The organism is Luteibacter sp. PvP120 (assembly GCF_054055715.1).
This window is the reverse complement of sequence record NZ_JBSRXP010000001.1, coordinates 369920-389868: the sequence shown is the minus strand read 5'-3', so window position 1 is coordinate 389868 and position 19949 is coordinate 369920. Positions and strand designations below refer to the sequence as shown.

Annotated in this window: 12 protein-coding genes; 5 read left to right on the top strand and 7 right to left on the bottom strand. The window is 67.1% G+C overall.

What is annotated here, in order from left to right; genetic code table 11:
- The first annotated feature begins 17 nt into the window (after nucleotides 1-17).
- Complete coding sequence (locus tag ACVKN3_RS01540) at nucleotides 18-893, top strand: bestrophin family protein (protein WP_285405708.1); 876 nt, start codon at nucleotides 18-20, stop codon at nucleotides 891-893.
- A 10-nt stretch (nucleotides 894-903) separates the two neighbouring features.
- Here ACVKN3_RS01540 and treS read toward each other — a convergent pair whose 3' ends face one another.
- Nucleotides 904-2976 (bottom strand): maltose alpha-D-glucosyltransferase, encoded by a 2073-nt coding sequence (gene treS / locus ACVKN3_RS01535; RefSeq protein ID WP_285405709.1) that lies wholly within the window; start codon nucleotides 2974-2976, stop codon nucleotides 904-906.
- 390 nt (nucleotides 2977-3366) lie between these two features.
- Here treS and ACVKN3_RS01530 point away from each other — a divergent pair, with 390 nt between their 5' ends.
- Nucleotides 3367-5085, top strand: a complete 1719-nt coding sequence (locus ACVKN3_RS01530) for a M1 family metallopeptidase (protein WP_354512937.1) — start codon at nucleotides 3367-3369, stop codon at nucleotides 5083-5085.
- Nucleotides 5086-5088: 3 nt separating this feature from the next.
- Here ACVKN3_RS01530 and ACVKN3_RS01525 read toward each other — a convergent pair whose 3' ends face one another.
- The 3 genes from ACVKN3_RS01525 to ACVKN3_RS01515 form a co-directional block, all read right to left on the bottom strand.
- Complete coding sequence (locus tag ACVKN3_RS01525; protein WP_354512939.1) at nucleotides 5089-6897, bottom strand: glycoside hydrolase family 97 protein; 1809 nt, start codon at nucleotides 6895-6897, stop codon at nucleotides 5089-5091.
- Between the two features lie 116 nt (nucleotides 6898-7013).
- A complete protein-coding gene (locus ACVKN3_RS01520) occupies nucleotides 7014-9254 on the bottom strand; it encodes a S53 family peptidase (protein WP_354512941.1) in 2241 nt (746 codons plus the stop codon).
- 286 nt (nucleotides 9255-9540) lie between these two features.
- On the bottom strand, nucleotides 9541-11097 hold the full coding sequence (locus ACVKN3_RS01515; protein WP_285405713.1) for a methyl-accepting chemotaxis protein: 1557 nt from the start codon (nucleotides 11095-11097) through the stop codon (nucleotides 9541-9543).
- A 162-nt stretch (nucleotides 11098-11259) separates the two neighbouring features.
- On the opposite strand from ACVKN3_RS01515, the gene ACVKN3_RS01510 reads away from it, so the two are divergent.
- Together ACVKN3_RS01510 and ACVKN3_RS01505 are read left to right on the top strand one after the other, a co-directional pair.
- Nucleotides 11260-12381, top strand: a complete 1122-nt coding sequence (locus ACVKN3_RS01510) for a sialidase family protein (protein ID WP_354512943.1) — start codon at nucleotides 11260-11262, stop codon at nucleotides 12379-12381.
- A 191-nt stretch (nucleotides 12382-12572) separates the two neighbouring features.
- The gene (locus ACVKN3_RS01505; RefSeq protein WP_354512945.1) at nucleotides 12573-15584 is read left to right on the top strand and encodes a TonB-dependent receptor; all 3012 of its coding nucleotides are present in this window, start codon (nucleotides 12573-12575) and stop codon (nucleotides 15582-15584) included.
- Here the strand turns inward: ACVKN3_RS01505 and ACVKN3_RS01500 are convergent.
- From ACVKN3_RS01500 to ACVKN3_RS01490, 3 genes are all read right to left on the bottom strand, one after another.
- The gene (locus ACVKN3_RS01500) at nucleotides 15568-16452 is read right to left on the bottom strand and encodes a DMT family transporter (RefSeq protein ID WP_285405716.1); all 885 of its coding nucleotides are present in this window, start codon (nucleotides 16450-16452) and stop codon (nucleotides 15568-15570) included. The genes ACVKN3_RS01505 and ACVKN3_RS01500 overlap by 17 nt on opposite strands.
- A 65-nt stretch (nucleotides 16453-16517) precedes the next feature.
- Nucleotides 16518-16703 carry a hypothetical protein gene (locus ACVKN3_RS01495; RefSeq protein ID WP_354512947.1) on the bottom strand — a complete coding sequence of 62 codons (186 nt, stop codon included), beginning with the start codon at nucleotides 16701-16703 and terminating at the stop codon, nucleotides 16518-16520.
- A 186-nt stretch (nucleotides 16704-16889) separates the two neighbouring features.
- Nucleotides 16890-17339 carry a VirK family protein gene (locus tag ACVKN3_RS01490; RefSeq protein WP_285405718.1) on the bottom strand — a complete coding sequence of 150 codons (450 nt, stop codon included), beginning with the start codon at nucleotides 17337-17339 and terminating at the stop codon, nucleotides 16890-16892.
- A gap of 187 nt (nucleotides 17340-17526) precedes the next feature.
- Between ACVKN3_RS01490 and ACVKN3_RS01485 the strand changes: the two genes are divergently transcribed.
- Nucleotides 17527-19947 carry a penicillin acylase family protein gene (locus ACVKN3_RS01485; protein WP_354512949.1) on the top strand — a complete coding sequence of 807 codons (2421 nt, stop codon included), beginning with the start codon at nucleotides 17527-17529 and terminating at the stop codon, nucleotides 19945-19947.
- Nucleotides 19948-19949: the final 2 nt, after the last annotated feature.

The following is a 19949-nucleotide window of genomic DNA, read 5'->3' as shown; positions in this document are numbered from 1 at the left end:
CCCAGGAGGACACCCCGATGCTGGTTCCCGGTCATGCCCATGTGAGTCATCTTTCCCGCTATGTCGGCGTGCCGCTGCTCATCCTGTTCTGCTGGGATGTGCTGGTCACGGCCGCGTGGTATTGCACGCAGGCAGGGTGGGACAACTTTCCCGCCTTGCCGCTCACCCTGTTCGGCACCGCGGTAGCGATCTACCTGAGCTTCCGTAATGCCACCGCCTATGCGCGCTGGTGGGAGGCACGCACCCTGTGGGGAGCGATGGTCAACTGCTCGCGCACGCTGGTTCGCGATGCGTGGACGCTGCTGGGTGACGCCCGCGTGGCGCGTGAGATCTCCTATCGCCAGATCGCCTATGTGCACGCGTTGCGGCTGCACCTGCGCCGGCAGAAGGAGCGCGACGAACTGGTCGGCCTGTTGTCCGAGGAGGAGCTGGCCGACCTGGATACGGTAGCCAATGCGCCCAACGCGATCGCCTTGCGCACGGGCGCGCTGCTGAGCGATGCGGCTCCGGATTCGATCATCCGCGCCGCCTTCGCCCGCACGCTGGCCGAGATATCCAACGCGCAGGGCGGCATGGAGCGGATCAAGAACACGCCGTTGCCGCAGCAGTACTCCGTCTATCCGGTGGTATTCACGCACCTGTTCTGCGCGCTGCTGCCGTTCGGCCTGGTAGAGCAGCTGGGCCTGTACACCCCGCTGGGCTCGACGGTGGCCGGCGTGCTGTTCCTCGGCCTGCTGCAATCGGGCAACGACCTGCAGGACCCGTTCGAGAACGGCGTCAACGACGTGCCGATGACGGCCGTCACGCGCGGGATCGAGATCGACCTGCGTGATGGCATGCGTGAGGACCATCGCCTCAAGCCGTTCCCGATCGAGGCCGGCGTGCTCAAGTGAGTGGCAGCGCTCAGAAGCCGGGCGGCGCCGATACGCTGACGATGCGCAGGCAAAGACCCTCGTAGGCATCGAGATGGATGTCCAGCACGCCGTCCTCGCCGACGTCGCCTTCCAGCGTCTCGTTGAGCAGGTCCACGACCGGACCGGCGCCCACGTTCTCCAGCACCAGGCGCTCGTCGATCGGCTCGGCAGTGAAGTTCAGGGCGGTGATCTGCACGCCGCGTCCGGCGGGCAGGTCATGCAGCATCACCAGCAGGCCCGCGGCTTCCACGTCCGGAATGGGCCGCTGGTGGCCGCTGGCCAACCCGGTGGCATGGCGCACCGTGAGCACGCGGCGCACGCGGCTGGCGAACGAGGTGGTGTCTTCCAGCTGCGATTTCAGGCTGCCGTACAGCGTGCGTGCCAGGGGCAGCCCCTGGCCGGAGACGGTGGCTTCCGGGTCCAGCTCCATCAGGTCATACGCACCGCGATTGATCCAGCGCGTGTCACCGTCACCCATGAGCGAGGATACGTCGTCCACGGGCAGGGTGAGCGCACCGACGATGTCCCACCCGGAAATGGCGAACACGCCCGGCTGCAGCGCGTTGAACATCACCAGCAGGAGGTGCAGCTTGCGGATCTGCTCGATGTCCTCGGCGGACAGCGCGTCCAGGTCGCGCAGGCCCAGCACGGCCGCCGCCAGGCTGGCCGTGGTGCAGGCGATGCCGTTGGTGACGAAGCGCAGGTTGTACGGGGCGTGCTCGCCGCTGAGCCGCTCGTACATGGCCTCGCGGATCTGCTCGCGCAGCAGCGCGCCGGGCATGGTCTGCCCCTTGAAGAAGAACGGCGTGGTGGCGTGGGCGGTCCAGAAGTGGACCAGCTCCAGGGTCAGTTCGTCGTGGTTCTGCATCGCGTGGATCAGCGAGGCCGGGTCGATCCCGTGCTGGTGCACGGTGCGCAGCATCAGGCGCAGGAATTCGGTGTCGCCGGTGGCCAGGGCATGCTGCACGGCGGGACGGGTGATGAAGTCGTAGGACAAGTCCGCACCGCCGCGCGACATGGCCGCGATGTCGTCCACGGTGAGGTTCAGTTCCTGGAAGCTGAAGCCACCCGCCTTGCGCACCATGCCGGCGATGATCTGGTTGCCGGTGATCGACAGCGGATGGCTTTCCGACCAGGCCGGGCCGCCGGCGCGACGCTCGATGCCGAGGAAGCCGTTGGCATCCAGGCGCAGGCCACGCGCGCCCATCACGTCCAGGCTGTGCAGCGCGTCGCCGATCACCAGCTGCTGCGCAGCGAAGGAAGGATCGAGCCAGTTCAGTGCCGGCTGGCCTTCCTTGAAGTAGTGCAGGTACACCCAGCGGCGCGGCTTGCCGTCCACGCCGGTGACGATCGCCGTGGCGCTCCAGTCGGTATCCTTCACCCCCGGCTCGAGGAAGATCACCCGCTGCAGCTGGCCGACGATGTAGCCCTTGTCGTGCAGCGCGTCCACCGTGAGCGGCCCGAGGTTGATCGAGTCGCGGCCTTCCGGCACGTCCGGCAACAGCGTCCAGTCGTCCTCGCGGATCTCCACCATGTGGTACAGGCCGGGGTAGTCCCCATAGGCCATTTCCGCCAGGCGGAAGTCGGCGCCCTTGCCGGTATGCGACGGGATCACGTCGTCGATGACGATGCCGCTGAACACCGACGCCATACGCGCGATGTCGGAGAACTCGGCGCTGGTGCCGAACACGGGGTCGGTGTCCAGGCCGATACGGTCGAAATGCCCGTCGATGGTCGGCGTCTTCTCGCGTCCACGCAGGCCACCGGCCTCCTTGGTCGGGCCCACGTGCATGCCCTGCACGCCGAGTACCGAAAGCGCGTGCCACAAATCGTGCTCGCCTAGCGCCGACAGCACCGACTGCCCCGGGCGCGTCACCAGCGAGGCCGGATAGGCGGTGAACCACACCGAGGCCATCTCCGAGGCGCTACGCCCGCGGCTTTCCGCATACGGATACGCCCACAGGCGCGCCTGTCCGCCATAGAGCCTGGCGCGTTCGCGGGCTTTCTCCAGCATGGAGCGCTCGAGCAGCCATGCCACGTAGTCCTGGGAGTTGTCGGTCATCGGGGAAGGGGCGCTGGCGAGGAAGGTCGCGATGGTAGCGGATCGCGGTGCATAGGCGGTGTAGGAGCCGACGATGTCGGCGAAGCCCTCAGCGTTTCTAGGGCGAGGGAGGCCTTGGGTAACATGCGAGCGAGCGTTCCCGTCTACGAAGCGAATCTCGGTCTTATTCGCCGTAGACGCAGGATGATAGGCGCGACGCGGGGCGATGGATGGTGCCGCGTCTTCGCTTTGTTGGCTTTTCGCCCTCATCGTGGGCTCCTACGCCCTCGTTCTTTCCGGCGACGTGGCGGGTTCGCGCGTAATTACCATCGGTCTTTCGACCTAGGACGGGGTCGCGGCATCTGGGTATGGTGGCCGCGCACATTTCACTCGCCGACGGTCGCTCAAGGTATGCGTATTCCCCTCCTGTTCGGTGCCGGTGTCGCGCTTGCGACGGTGGCATGCACGCCCTCGACGCCGCCGGCACCGCCGCCGCTGACCGACCTGACCCGCAACTCCGGGGCGGCGCGTGCGCCCGAGCAGATGGCGGTGACCTTCGAGCATGCCGACCTCGGCATCCGCGTGGACCCGGTGCGGCACTGGATCGAAGGGGATGCCAGGCTGACCTTCGGGGTGACGGTACCGCTGCGCCGCATCGTGCTGGACCTGGATCGCAACCTGCCGATCGACCGTGTCGAGGTCGATGGCAAGGCACTGGCAAGCGCCGCCTGGCGCAATCCCGACGGACGACTGTCGATCGACCTGCCGCGGCCGCTGGAGAAGGGCGCGCGGACCACGGTGCGCGTGGTGTATCACGGTAGCCCGCATACGGCGGTGCACGCGCCGTGGGACGGCGGCTTCGTCTGGACGAAGGCGCCGAACGGCATGCCCTGGGTGGCGACCGCGGTGGAGGGCGAGGGCTGCGACCTGTTCTGGCCGTGCATCGATCACCCCATGGGCCGCCCGCAGGTGGTCGACGAGCACATTACGGTGCCGGCGCCGCTGGTGGCGGTGGGCAACGGCGTGGCCATGGGCATGGATGAGGCCGAGGGCAGGCGTACCTACCATTGGCGCAGCCACGATGTGAGCACCTACGGCGTGGCGCTCAACATCGGGCCGTATCGCGAATTGTCCGCGTCGTATCGCAGCCGGTTCGGCAATATCGTGCCGCTGCATTACTGGTACGTGGACGACGAGAGCCAGGCGAAGGCGTTGTTCGCGGAGTTTCCCGCCATGCTCGATTACCTCGAAAGCGCCGTCGGACCGTATCCGTTCGGCGGCGAGAAGATGGGCGTGGCCGAAACCCCGTTCAAGGGCATGGAACACCAGACGATCAACGCCTATGGCAACGCCTATGCGAAGAATGTCTACGGCTACGACGACCTGCTGCAGCACGAGCTGTCGCACGAGTGGTTCGGCAACCAGGTCACCAACGCCAACTGGGACGACATGTGGCTGCACGAGGCGTTCGCCACGTACATGCAGCCGCTGTACGCGGGATCGCTGGGCGGCAGCCAGGCCTACTTCGCCAGCCTGATGCAGCTGCGCGCGCGCATCGACAACAAGCATCCCATCGTGTCCGGCAAGCCGCGCCGCGAGGAAGACGCCTACGACGACACCCGCGGCGGCCCGGGGCAGGACATCTACAACAAGGGTGCGCTGATGCTGCACACCCTGCGCGGACTGATCGGCGACGAGGCGTTCTTCCGTGCGACCCGCGAGCTGGTCTACGGCACCGATCATCCGGTGCCTGGCCAGTTCGCGCCGCGCTACGCCACCACGAAGGATTTCATCGACATCGTGAACCGTGTGACGGGCCGTGACATGCGCTGGTTCTTCGACGTGTACCTCTACCAGGCGGCCCTGCCGGAGCTGAAGGTGGCGCGCGAGGGCCAGCAACTGCACCTCGCCTGGCAGGTGCCGGGCAAGGGTCCGTTCCCGCTGCCCGTGGAAGTCCGTGTCGGCGAGAACGTGGTGACGCTGCCGATGACCGCGGGACAGGGCGAGGTGACCCTACCGCCGGGCGCGATGTTCACGGTCGATCCCGCCTCCAAGCTCCTGCGCCGCGACCCGGCCATCGAGGCCTTCCAGGCGTATACCAGTAAGCACAAGGCGCCGAAGGCGTCGTAACGGTCATCGGCGATAGCAGCCATCGGCCGGGGTGGCCGTCGCTGCCGGGCACAGCACCGCTGCAAAGCCGCCGTCCTGCGGCACGTCGAAGGCGAGCGTGCCGTCCGCGGCGAGCGTCTGCGCACTGCGTGCCACGTCGCCCCGGTCATGGCCGTCGCGCACGATATCCGCATGCCACGGGCCCGTGCCGAGCGATGCCACCGGCACGGCCAGGCGCCGGGCAGGCCCCGCCGCGATCGCGCCGATGAACCAGCGGTCGCCGCTGCGCCGCGCGATGATCGCCTCCTGCCCAGGCGTGCCGGCGATCAGTTTCGTGTCGTCCCACACGGTGGGCACCTGGTTGAGGAAGGCGAGGGCGAGCGGACGACGCTCGTACGCTTCCGGCCGGTCGGCCAGATGCGTCCAGCCCGACTCGAAGACGATGGGTAGCGCCACTTCGTGCGCGATGCTGGCTTTCTGCGTCCCGGTGTCGAAGGCCACCGGCGTGTAATCCATGGAACCGACCACGTTGCGCGTGAAAGGCTGGATCGTGTTGCCGGCGACAGGCGGATCGTTCTCCGCGCCGCGCACGCCTTCCATCGTCATCAGGTGCGGCCAGGTGCGCGCCAGCCCGTGGGGGATGGTGGCGCCGTGGAAATTCACCATGAGGTGCAGGCGGGCGGTGTCGGCCAGGGTGTCGTCGTACCAGCGGAAGCGGGCCTGCGAGTCGGATTCCATGAAGTCGATCTTCACGCCCTTGACGCCCCAGCCCTTGATCCGGGTCAGCTCCGCCATACGCTTGCTCGACGTGTCCAGCTTCGACCAGTGGTACCAGAGCAGGATGTCCACGCCCTTGCCGTTCGCATAGCGCACCAGGTCGGGCACCCACGTGTCGCTCCAGCCTTCGTCGACGAGCACGTAAGGGATACGGTTTCGCGCGGCGAAATCGACATACGCCCGCTGACGCTGCACGTTCGAGGGGCTGTCGTGCTCGCTCAGCCACGACCAGGCCACGCGGCCGGGCCGTATCCACGCGGTGTCGTCGAAGCGTGCCGGGTCGGCCAGGTCGTCCACCAGGGTGGATGCGGTGACCGTGGCAAGATCGCCGGCGATCACCACGCGCCACGGGGTCACGCCCTGGCTGTCGACGCGGGGATCGGCAAGGGCGAGGGTATAGGTGCCGCTACCCGCGGCATGGACCAGGCGGCTGCCGTCGTAGCGGCCATCGGCATTGGCTTCGGTGACCAGGGCGTAGTGCCCGCCCAGGCGAAACAGCGAGGGGTACCCGTAGTCGCCGGCGGCTGCCGTGCCTGCCGTCGTCTGGATGCGTTCTTTTTCGTACTGGGGGCCGTATGGCAGCAGCCAGGCGGGCGAGTCGGCGGGGACGGCGAAGGCGGTGGCTTCACCGGTAACGGTGGCCTGGTGCACGCCGGGAAGTTCGTAGCGGAAGGCAATGCCATCGGGCGCCGTGCGCAGCACGACATCGAGCTGCTGGCCCATGGCGTTACGCAGTGCGTAACGGGTCTCGTCGAAGGTGGCCTCGCGCTGCAGGCGCTTGCCGGTGGTCATGCGGTAGTGCTCGACGATGCCGTGGTGTTCGGTGGTGCGCTGGAGGGTCAGCCCCTGGGTGAGATCGGCCGCGGTCGTCTTCAGGCCGAGTGCGATGGTGATCGGCAGGGCACTGCCGGGATCGCGCACCGTCAGCACGGGCCGACCGCCGTTCGCCACGGTGAGCGTCGCCTGCGGCGAGGCGGCCATCGCCGGCACGGCCAGGAAGAGGGAGAGTGCCGGCACGAGCCGGCGAACGCGTGACACGGGCGAAGCAGCCTGCATGCGGACATCCTCACGGCAACGAATACCGAGGGTTCCACAAAACACCGGCGTGCTCAATGCGCCGCCATCGCACCACGATCCCGTCCACGGCGTGTCGCGCCGTGGACGGGGCCTCGTCAGTGTTGCTTGTTGTATGCCTTCCAGGCCTTGGCCAGGTTAGCGGCGTTGACCGAGCCCAGGCCGGCGGCGAAGCTCCAGCCAGGCTGCGCGGGGTAGGCCTCCTTGTACTTCTTCGTGGTGATCGAGGTCAGTCCGTAGGGCCCCGTATAGGCATAGCAGTTGTCGGCACCCGTGGAACAGTTGGTCGAGATGCCGCCGCGGGTGATGTTGTGGAACACGCAACCGGCGGTGCCGGTGGCGCCCTTGTCGGCATCGCACGCGGCCAGCGTGGCGGGCGCCGCGCCGTCGGCGGTGCCGTACTCGTTTGCGGCCAGGGCATAGAGCGTGGTCGCCGCCACACCCTGCTTCCGGCGACCGGTGGACTGGTTCACCAGGGCCTGGATGGCCGCGAACATGGGCGATGCCAGCGACGTGCCACCGCTGCCGTCGGCTCCGTTGGGCAGGCCCGGCGCGCACAGCGCGCTGGAATCGCACGTCACCGCGTAGGTGACATTACCGTAGCTGCCGGCGAACAGGGCCACGTCAGGTATGTCGCGTGCCCCGTCCTTCGATGCGCCGTGCACCTTGGCCTGCCATGCCGGCTTCTCGTTGTACAACGCAGGCGCGCCACTGGAGCCTTCCGCCGTGAACGGCGTGTTGAAGCGGCCCAGTTTGGCGTACTGTGCCTGGCAGAATTTCACTGCGCTGGTATAGCCGTTGGCCTTGGCTGCCACGCCGTTGCCGCAGGACTCGTTCCACGGGATCTCGGGTACGTAGGACAACGCGCTGCCCAGCACGCTGTTCGGCTTGGCCGCGAAATACGTGGCCGTGGTCTTGTCCAGCACATCGGCCGTATCCGTGCCGCCCACCGCGGTAACGTATGGCGAGGTTGCCAGCGCATTGGCGCTGATGCCCAGCGTGATGAATGCCGACCCGTTGTAGCCCGTGTTCACGCCGGAATCGCCGGTGGAAACGAACACCGAGATGCCTTCGGCGGCGGCCTGCTGCCACATGCCGTCCAGGGCGATCTTGGTCGCGACGTCCACGTCCAGTTCGTCGAAACCGTAGCTGGCACTGATGATGTCCGGCCGGTCGGCGCCGTTGATGAGGTTGTTCGCCGCGGTGTACACGCCACCGAAGAAGTTGTTCGTGCCGGAGTCGTCGCAGGTGGCGACCTTCAGCGTGGCGCCGGGGGCCATGGCGGTGACCCATTCGGCGTCGAGCAGCGTTTCACCGGATTCCTCCTCGATACCGGCGCTGACGTTCGGGTCGATGCAGTTGGTGCTGGACAGGCCCGCTGCCGGCGGATTGACCAGGGCGTACGTACCGCCGTATTTCGCCAGGTCGAAGGTCTTGACGAAGTTGTCCCAGTCCGCCTTGGGCATGTCGGCGTCCTCCACCACGGCCACGGTGATGCCCTTGCCGGTGATGCCGGAGGCGATCAGCGGCGCGGTGCCGTACATGACGCTCATGTCGTACGGGGTCAGCAGCCGTATCGTGTCGTTGAACGGGAACAGCTGCGGGCTGGCCTTGGCCGTGGCCACATCGGCGGAGGTACCCGTGGCGGGTTTGCGGATGAAGCCCGTACCCGACGGATCGCGCGCGGCATGCACGAAAGGCGTGTGCTGCGCCTGCGGACGCAGGTCGGTCAGGCCGGCCACGCCTGCGACGACATCGCTCAAGGCCTTGGGAATCGTCACGTCGCCGGCGTTGGCCAGGTGCTGCTTCGCGTCCACCGCATAGTATTTTTCCTGCACGCCGAAGGCGTTGCGCACCTGCCCGGCGGAACCCGAGAAGTCGATCTGCATGCGGCTGGGATAGACACCGTTGACGGTGAAGCCCTGGGCCGTGAGGTAGGACACGGCGGTGGCGAGATCGGCGTCGGTGACGCCGAAGCTCTTGCCGAAGGCTTCCGGCGTGAGCCAGCGACCGAAGCGGGCGGAGGATGGGTCGTTCTGCTCGGCGATCACCTTCTTCAAGGCGGCTTCGCGCTTCGCGCTGCGCTTGAGCACGAGCTGCAGGTGGTTCATCGGCAGGTCGTCGGTGGCGACGGAGGTCGCGGCGACGGCATCGACCAGCGGGATGTGGCTCCCGGCAATGGCAACACGTTGACGGGCATCGACCGCCTGCGTGATCCGTGGTGCCTCCGTGGTGTCGATATCGGCGACCGCGGACGCGGCGGTTTGCGAGAATACGGCGGCAGGTGCTGAAAGCGCGCACAGGACAGCCGCGCACAGCAACGACTTGCGATACGTCATGGATCGTCTCCCTCGAGTTTTGTGGTTCCCCTGTTTGTCGTGCGCGAAAGCTTCGGCACCGCCTTCGCCGACGCGGACCGGCCGCGTCTTCCCAAGGCAAATGGTTGCCCGGGAATGAGCCGAGCGTATTCCCTTGTAACGCGATTGAAAAGTGCGCTGGATCGCAAAAGACGCACAGACGTCTATACGTCTATGCGCTTTCTCATGCGTGAAAGATACAATGAAGCAAGTTATTGCGATCCGGGCGTCGTTGCGCGCCACGGATCGCAATAACCTGAGGCTCGGATCAGGCCGCTTCGAGGCGGAACACGTCCACCGCGGTGCGCAGCAACTGTGCCTGTTCGGCCATGGATCGCGAGGCGGCCGTGCATTGCTCGACCAGCGCGGCATTCTGCTGGGTCACCTGGTCCATCTGCGTCACCGCGCGATTGACCTGCTCGATACCCGAGGCCTGCTCCTGCGACGCCGCGGAGATGCCGGTCATGACGCCGGACACCTGGTACACCGCGGTGACCACGCCCTCGATCGTCGATCCCGCCTCGGCGACCATGGACGAACCCTCGGCGACCCGCTCCATCGACGCGTCGATCAGGCCGCGGATCTCCTTCGCGGCGGTAGCGCTGCGCTGTGCCAGCGAACGCACCTCGCTGGCCACCACGGCGAAGCCACGGCCATGCTCGCCGGCACGGGCCGCTTCCACGGCGGCGTTCAGCGACAGGATGTTGGTCTGGAAGGCGAGCGAATCGATGACGCCGACGATGTCACCGACGCGGGCGGAGCTGCTCGATATGCCCTCCATCGTGTCCACCACGCGTGCGACGGCTTCGCCACCGCGCTTGGCCGTCGCCGAGGCGGTGCCGGCGAGGGTCGTACCCAGCATGGCGTTGTCGGTGTTCTCGCGCACGGCGGCGGTCAGTTGCTCCATGCTCGCGGCGGTTTCCTCCAGCGAGGCGGCCTGTTCCTCGGTGCGCTGGGAAAGGTCGGAGTTGCCCTGAGAGATCTGTTCCGCGGCAATGGCGATGGAGTGGCTGGACTGCTTGATGCCGGTAACGATGCCGCAGAGGTGGTCGCGCATCGTGGCGATGGAATGCAGCAGGCTCGACGAATCGTCGGCCTTCAGGTCCACGCGCACGGTGAGGTCGCCATCGGCGATGCGGCGGACCACTTCCGCGGCGTAGATCGGTTCCCCGCCCAGGGCGCGGTACAGGCGGCGCCCCGTCCACACGCCGACGCCGGCGCCGATCAGCAGGCCACCCGTGGCGATGCCGAGCAGGGTGCGCCACAACAGTGCATAGCGCTCGCGCGAGCCCTGGTATTCGCTGGAGGCCACGTCGATCTGCAACGTGCGCAGGGCGTCCAGGTGCGACAGGGTGCGCGGCAGCAGGACATCGACCGAGGCGTGCAGCAGCTTGTCGGCGCCGGCGGTGTCGCCGGCCTCCAGGGCCTTGCGGGTCGCGGCGAAGCCCTGGCTTTCCAGCGTTTCGTACGAGGCATGGAAGGCTTCGGCCAGTTTCCGTTCGTCAGGCGTCCAGTACGTGGCCGCGTAGGTTTTCCACTGCGCCTCCAGCGTGCCGCGATGCGAAAGACTGGCAGCCACCGCATCGCGAGCCGGGAACCGCGAGGGGTCCAGTGCGGCCCGTGACAGCTGGGCCGCCTCGTCGCGCAGGCGATCGCTCACGATCGACAGCTGCTGGATGCAGACCGTGCGGTCCTCGTAGACGGTGCGCAGTGCCTCGCCCGTCGCCGAGAGGGCGTAGAGCCCGGACGCGCAGGTCGCCACCATCGCCAGGGCGAGTCCACCCGCGAGGATCGCCAATTGTGCCTTGACGCTTAACGTTGCCATTTTTGCTCATCGGTAGTCGGTGCTTCCTCGTCAGCGGCCACGACGAGCCGATCTGGAGTAAAAATTTGGCAAAATTGAGCTTTCAGAAACTTCTGTTCATATATGAGCGTGTTTGGTGAGGATAAGGTGAGTGATCGCCCGGCGCTCCTGAAAGGTCATGCCATGTTCGATTCGCTACCGCGCCGCCCCGTGGTCCGTAGCCGCGCCGCCTTCGCTGCCGCCGCGTGCCTGGGTCTGGCACTGGTGACCCCCACGGTGGTGGCCGAGCCGGGCGACGCATGCCACGCCGTGGTGAGTCGCGACTTCGTCGCCGATCCCTCGCCGACGGCCGCAAGCCACGCCGGCACCCTCGTCGATACCCCGCACGGACTGGTGGCGGCATGGTTCGGTGGCAAGCAGGAGCGCGATCCCAGCGTGGTTATCTGGCTGGCACGACGCGACGCGAAGGGATGGACGCCGCCACGGGAGGTCGCCACCGGCGTCCAGGCGGACGGATCGCGGCTGCCCACCTGGAACCCGGTGCTGTTCCGGTCGCGCGCGGGCAGCCTGATGCTGTTCTACAAGGTGGGCCCCGACCCGCAGCACTGGTGGGGCATGGTGATGACCTCTCGCGATGACGGCGCGCACTGGTCGGCGGCCCGCGCATTGCCGCCGGGCATCCTGGGACCGATCAAGGACAAGCCGGTGCAGCTGGCCGATGGGGCTATCGTCAGTCCGTCCAGCACGGAGCAGGGCGACTGGCATATCCATATGGAACGTTCCGACGACGAGGGCCGCACCTGGCAGCGCGAGCCCGACGTGGCCTCCGCAGGCATCGACGCGATCCAGCCCAGCCTGCTGGTGCATGGCGACGGTACGTTGCAGGCGATCGGCCGCACGAAGCAGGGGCGCCTGTTCGACACCCGCTCGCACGACGGTGGCCGACAGTGGTCGCCGCTGCGCCTGCTCGACATCGACAATCCCAACGCGGGGATCGACGCGGTGGCCCTGGCCGACGGGCGCTACCTGCTGGTCTACAACCCCACGCTGCCGGGCAAGGACTGGTGGGACGGTCGAGGAACCCTCGCTGTCGCCCTGAGTGCCGACGGGCACCACTGGAAGCGCGTCCTCACGCTGGAGGACCACCCCGGCAAGGAATACTCGTACCCCGCGATCATCCAGTCGGCGGACGGCCGCGTGCATGTGCTTTACACGTGGGAGCGATCGCACATGCGCCACGTCGTGATCGACCCCACGCGGCTCACGCCCGATGCGTGCTCCGGCGTAAATGTCCACGCCGAATAACGCCCCCTGAAAACCAAGCAGGCGCAATAACTTGCGACTTTTACGTAACGCTCATGTAACCGTTGTGTAAACGTTTACGCGATGTTAGAAGGTGAGGCGTCGGCCTTCACGGCGCCGGCAATCCCATTCACTTGCATCTCGTCCACGGGAGGGTCCCGTGCGCACGGGCATGCCGCTACAGGGGCCTTCCCATGCCGACATCGCCTTTCTCGCGTCGCCTTCCGCTGCACGCGCTGTGCCTCGCTCTCGCCGCCGCCGGCATGCCGGTCGCCTTCGCGCAGTCGACCACGGGCAGCCTGTTCGGCGACGTGCCCGTCGCGGCCGGCACGACGGTACGCGTGGAAAACCAGAGCGGTGTGAGTCGCGACCTGCCGGTGGATGCGAGTGGGCGGTACAAGTCGCCGGCGCTGCCGATCGGCACCTACAAGGTGACGCTGTTGCGGGACGGCAAGGTGCTGGACACGCGCGACAACGTGGCCGTGCGCGTCGGCAACGCGAGCGAGGTCTCGTTTTCCACCGGGACGGCGCAGGCCGCCACGCTCGACGGCGTGCAGGTGTCCGCCAACGCGACACCCCCGATCGATGTCGCCAGCGTCGATTCGCGTACCGTGATCGACGCGCAGCAGCTGGCGAAGCTGCCCCTGGGCCGTACCGCCGAACAGATCGCCCAGCTGGCCCCCGGCGTGGTCCCCAACAGCGGCGGCTTCACCAGCGACACCGGCAAGTCGCTGGTGAGCTTCGGCGGGTCGTCCGCCAACGCCAACGCGTACTACATCAACGGCTTCAACACGACGGACCCGCTGCAGGCCCTCGGCGGTATCACGCTGCCGTATGGCGCGATCGACCAGGAAGAGGTGTACACCGGCGGCTACAGCGCGCAGTACGGTCGCTCCGACGGCGGCGTGATCAACGCGGTGGGCAAGCGCGGTACCGATACCTGGCATTACGGGGTGCAGTTCCTCTGGGAGCCGCAGTTCGCCCGTGCCAAGGGCGCCAACAACTATTACGCCAGCGGCGTGCCGCAATCGGCCAAGGCCGGCAACCTGTATGCGTACAACCGCGACAACCGCAACGTCGACAGCACGGCGTCGGTCTATGCCGGCGGCCCGTTGATCAAGGACAAGCTCTACGTCTTCGCCGCGGCCGAAGTGGAGCGCCGTGACACGCAGACCGTGGCCAACGAGGAAGCCAGCAACTCGTTCGAGAAGTCGCGCAGCACCATGCCGCGCTGGTACACCAAGCTGGACTGGAACATCACCGACAGCAACATCCTCGAGCTGACCGGTGCCTCGGACAAGACCGAGAACCGCGGCAGCTACTACGATTACGATTACGTGGCCAAGCGACGCGGTGCCTTCGTCAACGATGCGGACCGGCAGAAGAACGGCGGCGACCTGTGGAGCGGCAAGTTCACCAGCTATATCACCGATGCGCTGACGCTCACGGCCGAGTACGGCAAGATGCACACGCAGGCCTACCAGGCACCGGCCAACTACGACGGCAGCCTGACCTACATCGACGGCGACGTGAACCAGAACCCGGCGCTCAACGGTGGGGTGCCCATCGGCAACGCGCAGACCACCGATGGCCTGAGCGATCCCAAGCGCGGCAACTTCACGACCAACACCCGGCTCGACCTTGCCTATGCGATCGGCGACCACACCATCAGCGTCGGTATCGACAACCTGACCGCCAAGGCCGCCAACCAGGGCAGCGAGTCGTCCGGCCCGGGTTACACCTGGTCGTACAGCCAGTCGCTGCCCAACGTGCCGATCAACTCGGATCTGGGCGTGGGTGCCACGGGTGACTTCCCGAACGGCGCGGACGGCTATTTCGTCCAGAAGAACACCTACAGCCAGATCGCCACGGTGCGCTCGACGCAGCGCGCGCAGTACGTCGAGGACAAGTGGCAGGTGAACGATCGGCTGCTGCTGCAGCTGGGCCTGCGCAACGACCAGTTCACCAACTACGATTCCGCCAGCCAGGCCTACATCACCCAGACCAAGCCGCAGTGGGCCCCACGCCTGGGCTTCAGCTGGGACGTGATGGGAGACGCCAGCTTCAAGGTGTACGGCAACGCAGGACGCTACTACCTCGGCCTGCCGCTGAACCCCGCACTCAATTCCGCGGCCGCCACGACCAACACCGTGCAGTACTACACCTATGGCGGGATCGCCGCCGACGGCACGCCCACCGGCCTGACCCCGATGTCCGGGCCGGTCTCCGGCCTGAACCTCTACGGCCAGCAGCCCGATCCCAAGGTGACCACCGCCAAGGGACTCACGGCGGAGAAGCAGGACGAATACATCCTCGGCTTTACCAAGACCGCGGGCCCCGAGTGGGTCTACGGCGCGAAGCTGATGTACCGCAACCTGCGCAACGCGATCGACGACTACTGCGACCGCAACGCCGTGCTGGCCAAGTCGGCGCAGCTGGGCTACGACGCGTCCACCAGCAACAGCTGCTTCCTGATCAACCCCGGCCGGGCCAACACGTTCACGCTCGTGGACGCCAGCGGCAACTACGTCGAGGTGCCGATGAGCAACGCGGAGCTCGGCTTCCCGAAGCTCAAGCGCCAGTACTACAGCCTGGAAACGCTGCTGGAGCATCCGTTCGACGGGCACTGGTACGCCAAGTTCGACTACGTGTTCTCGCGCAGCTACGGCAACACCGAGGGCCAGCTTCGTTCCGACGTCAGCCAGGCCAACGCATCCACCAGCTACGACTGGGACGGCGCGTCGATCATGCAGTTTGCGAACGGGCCGCAGAACAACGACCACACGCACCAGATCAAGCTCTACGGCTACTACCAGATCGATCCCGAGTGGCTGGTGTCGGCCAACCTGGCGATCATCTCCGGCAGCCCCCGGCACTGCCTCGGTTTCTACGGCGCCGACGGCACCGATCCGTTGTCGTACGGCAGCCTCTACCATTTCTGCAACGGCGAGCCGTCGCGTCCGGGCAAGCAGGGCCACCTGCCGTGGACCCGCCAGTTGGACATCGGCGCGACCTATAGCCCAGCGTTCGCGGACCACAAGCTGAGCTTCAGCGCGAACATCTTCAACCTGATGAACGAGCAGCGGCCGCTGCAGCTGTCTCCCTATAGCGAACTCAGCCCGCAGCTGACCAATCCGCTGTATCGCACGGTGACGATCCGCCAGCAGCCGCGTTACGCACGGCTCTCGGTCAGCTACGACTTCTGATCGTCACGCCACTGACGGCGACCAGTCCGGCGACGATGAAGCCCATGCCCACCCATTCGTTGGGCAGGGGCTTCTCGTCCAGCACCCACCATGCCATCAGCACGCTGAGCACGGGCACCGCCAGCGACGACATGGAGGCCAGCGCCGTGGGCAGGCGACGCACCGCCAGCAGCCAGAGCGTCCAGGCCAGGCTGGTGGCCAGGATGACCGAGTAGGCCAGCCCGGCGATGAACGCCGGGCTCCAGACCATGGTCCGTTGCGGGACGAGGAAGGCGACGACCGCCAGGGCCAGGGCGCCGAAGGTCATCTGCCATGCGGTGAAGGTCAGCGGATCGGGCTGGTGGCGCTGGAACATGCGCTTGCTGACCACCGTGCCCAGCGCCCAGCACATCCCGCCCAGCAGGGCCATGCCGGTGCTCAGCGGGTTGCCGAGACCGTGCCAGGGTGCGATGACGAAGACGAGTCCCGCCGCGGCCAGCGCCATGCCGATCCAGTGCCGGCGCTGTGGACGTTCGCCCAGCAACAGCCACGCGAGCAACACGGCCCAGAACGGCATGGCATAGGCCAGCAGCACCACGTGACCGGCGCCACCGGAGGTCAGGGCCCACTGGCCCAGTCCCTGGAACGCAGCGGTCTGGGCCAGCCCGGTGACGATCGTGCCGGCGAGCGGTGGCGGCGCCAGCGGCCGGCGCAGCACCAGCACGACGACGAAAAGCAGGGCGGCGCCCAGCGCGTAGCGCAACGCTGAGAAGTCGAACGGGCCGGCGTAGCGCATCGCCAGCTTCATCACGATCCAGCTGAACGCCCAGATGACGACGGTGGCGCCCAGTGCGACGACCGGACCCGAGGACGGCTTGGCCTCGCTCATGACAAACAACCCGCCCATTCAAACGGGCATAGTGGCCGATTCGCCCTCAGGTTGCACGGCGCCGTTTAAGCGGGCACGCAGCGCCAGGTGGCCTTGCCGTTGATCACACCGACGAACTCGGCGACCTGGCCCTCCGGGCACACCGGCGCATTGCGCGGGGCGTTGTCCGGGGTGGTCAGCTGGCGGGCGTCAACGGCGTGCGCGGAAGCGCCTGCCACGATCAGGACGAGGGCGGCGAGGGTGGTTTTCATGGGCGTTGTTCCCTGGGCGGTAACGATCGGAATGTCACGAAAGGCAGGCACCCATGCCGTGACCGGCGAGGATGCCTGCCTTTCGTGTACACCCCGGGTTGCCCGGGCGCAACGCATGGTCACTTGCGTTCACGTGTTGCTGCCGAAACGGCACATCCGGTCGCTCGGCAAGGGCATGCGACGTACTCAGTGGTGCTCGGGAATAAAGGTCACCCCACGGTTGATCCCGCACTCGTACGTGATCTCGGGTCCGAGCGGCGTATAGGTCGGCAGGGAATACATGAATGCCGTGAACGCGACGGTCTGGTCCGGCTTGACCTGGTAGCGGAGGAACTGCCACAACGGCTTGCCGTCCTGGCCGACGGTTTCATGCGCGTCGGAAAAACTGAAGACGCCATCCGGCGTCACGCGGTAGGCGCCGATCTTCAGGCCACCCTTCGTGGTGCCCGGCGCGGTCGTGGTACCGGTCGGCTTGCACTTGGTGAGGTCCACGGTGACGGCGATGTTCGCGCCGTTGTCTGCCGCTGTCTTCAATTCCTCCAGGCTGTAGATCGACGAGGGGGATTGCGCCATCGACGCGGAAATCGGCACGACCGCGGCCAGTGCCGCCAGGAGGGAGAGTCGCATGTTCATCATGGTGTGTTCCTCAACGGTGATGTCGTCGAAAAGAGTTACGATTCGTGATGCAATCGATTGTAATTGTCGATAAAGGTGTAGATTCGTCTCGTTTTCCCGCACGTATGCGCGTTGCCGTCCTGGATGTCCGCCCGCAGGTGAGTGCCCGCGACGGACGAATAGGATGCCTTCGACAAAGGACAAAAACGTGACGCATCTCACCTATCGGCATGTGCGCCGGCTGATCGCCCTGATCGTGGCGCTGGTCCTCGGGGCGGCCGCATCGATCCTCGTTGCCGTGTTCGTGCTGCTCCATGCAGGTGCCGCCACCACCGAAGGCGATGTCGCGGCCTCCGTCGCCTCGCCCGTGACGATCGCGCGCGATGCGGTGGGCGCGGTGACCATCGACGCAGCCAGCCGGGCGGACGCATCGTTCGCACTCGGCTTCGCGCATGCGCAGGACACGTTCTTCGCCATGGACCTCATGCGACGCAAGGCGGCCGGTGAGCTGGCGGCACTGGTCGGTCCCGCGGCTATCGACCTGGACAAGGACTATCGTCGCCATCGGCTGCGCGCGGTGGCCGAGCAGGCCTACCGGACGCTTCCCCCCGACCAGCGCGACCAGTTGCAGCACTACGCGGCGGGCGTGAACGCAGGCCTGGCCGGCCTGCGCGTGCGACCGTGGGAATACCTGGTGTTCCGGCAGGCGCCACAACCCTGGCGGCCCGAGGATTCCCTGCTGGTACTCGGCGCCATGTACCTCGAACTCAACGACGGCGGCCACAACGAGCGCAAACTGCGCCTGCTGCAACTGGACGCCGTGCTTCCGCCATCGGTCGTGGCCTTCCTCACCGCGCCCGATCCCACATGGGAAGCCGCGTTGGATGGTTCGGTGTCCAACGCGCCGCCCGTGCCGGACGCGTCGGTGTTCGTCCTGCCATCGCACACGGACGACGCGGTGGCGCTGGACCTGTCTTTCTCACCGCGGCAAGGGGCCGACATCGGCAGCAATGCGTTCGCCGTGGCCGGCACGAGTGCGTCCGACCCTGGCGCGCTGCTGGCGAACGACATGCACCTGAGCCTGGGCGTGCCGAACATCTGGTACCGCGCGACGCTTCGTTACGGGCAGGCCGACGCCAACGGCAAGGTTGTCGTGCGGCAGGTGGCCGGCCTTACCCTGCCGGGCACTCCCGCGCTGGTGACGGGCCAGAACGAACAGGTCGCCTGGGGCTTCACCAACAGCTACGCCGATGTGCAGGACTGGGTCGTCGTGCACACGACCGATCCGCAGGGCACGCGTTACCGGTCGCCGCAGGGTATCGAGGCCATGGTCTACAGGGACGAGGTGATCCAGGTACGCGGCGGCGCGTCCGTGCCGCTGCGTATCGCGGAAACGCGCTGGGGCCCGGTCATGGCGACGTCCGCGCAGGGCGAGCCGATGGCCCTGGCCTGGACCGGTGCCTCACCGCGCGCCTATAACCTGGCGATCATGCAGATGGAAGACGCGACGGACGTGCCCGCGGCACTCGATATCGCGCAACACGCCGGTCTGCCGTTGCAGAACGTCCTTGCCGCGGACCGGCAGGGGCACATCGGCTGGACGATTGCCGGCAACGCCATCCCGGTGCGAGGCACCGCTGGCTTCGCCAACCCCGCCGACTGGAGCGTATCCGGGGCAGGGTGGTCGGGATGGTTGGACGCGTCGCGGTATCCGTGGGTGGAGAACCCGCCGCAGGGGTATCTGTGGACGGCGAATAACCGCGCGGTCGGCGGTGCGTCCCTGGCGCTGCTGGGCAATGGGGGCTACAACCTGGGCGCCCGTGCCAGGCAGATCCGCGACGACCTTGCCGGCGGCCACCCCGCCACACCTGCCGCCATGCTGGCCATCCAGCGCGACGACCGCGCCGTGTTCCTCGCGCGATGGCAGGCGTTGATGCTTGAGGTCATCGACAAGGCGCGGGCCAGGCATGCCGACGAGGCCGGACTGGCCGCGCTGCACGATCGCGTCGCCCGGTGGGGGGCCAGCGCGGATGCGTCCAGCCCCGGCTATGGCGCCGTGCGACGTTTCCACGAAGAAGTGACTGCAAGGGTGCTGCGTCCCTTCGTGGCATTGGCTACCCGGCGCTTCAAGGATTTTGCGTGGCCCGAAGGTACCGCACCCGAGTACGCCGTCTGGCAGCTGATCCACGCACCGTCCTCATCGCACCTGCGCGACCCTCGCTATGCCAGCTGGGACGATCTTCTCGACGAGGCGTGCCTGGCGACGCTGCGCGACGTGGCGCAGGACGGCAAGGCCACCTGGGGCGACGAGAACGTGCTCAATCTGCGGCACCCCTTGTCGGGCGCCTTCCCGGGCATCGTTGCCCGGTTCCTCGACGCGCGCGCGCAGCCCCTGTCCGGCGACCGTGACATGCCGTTCGTCAGCGCGCCCCGGTTCGGCGCTTCGGAACGGATGGTGGCCGCGCCCGGTGACGCGGCACGCAGCCTGCTGCACATGCCCGGTGGCCAGACGGACCACCCGCTGGCATCGACCTACCTGGCCGGCACCGACGCCTGGCGGCTCGGCCAGCCGACGCCGTTGCAACCGGGCGTGGCGACGAGCACGTTTCGGCTGGTGCCGCTGCACTAGGT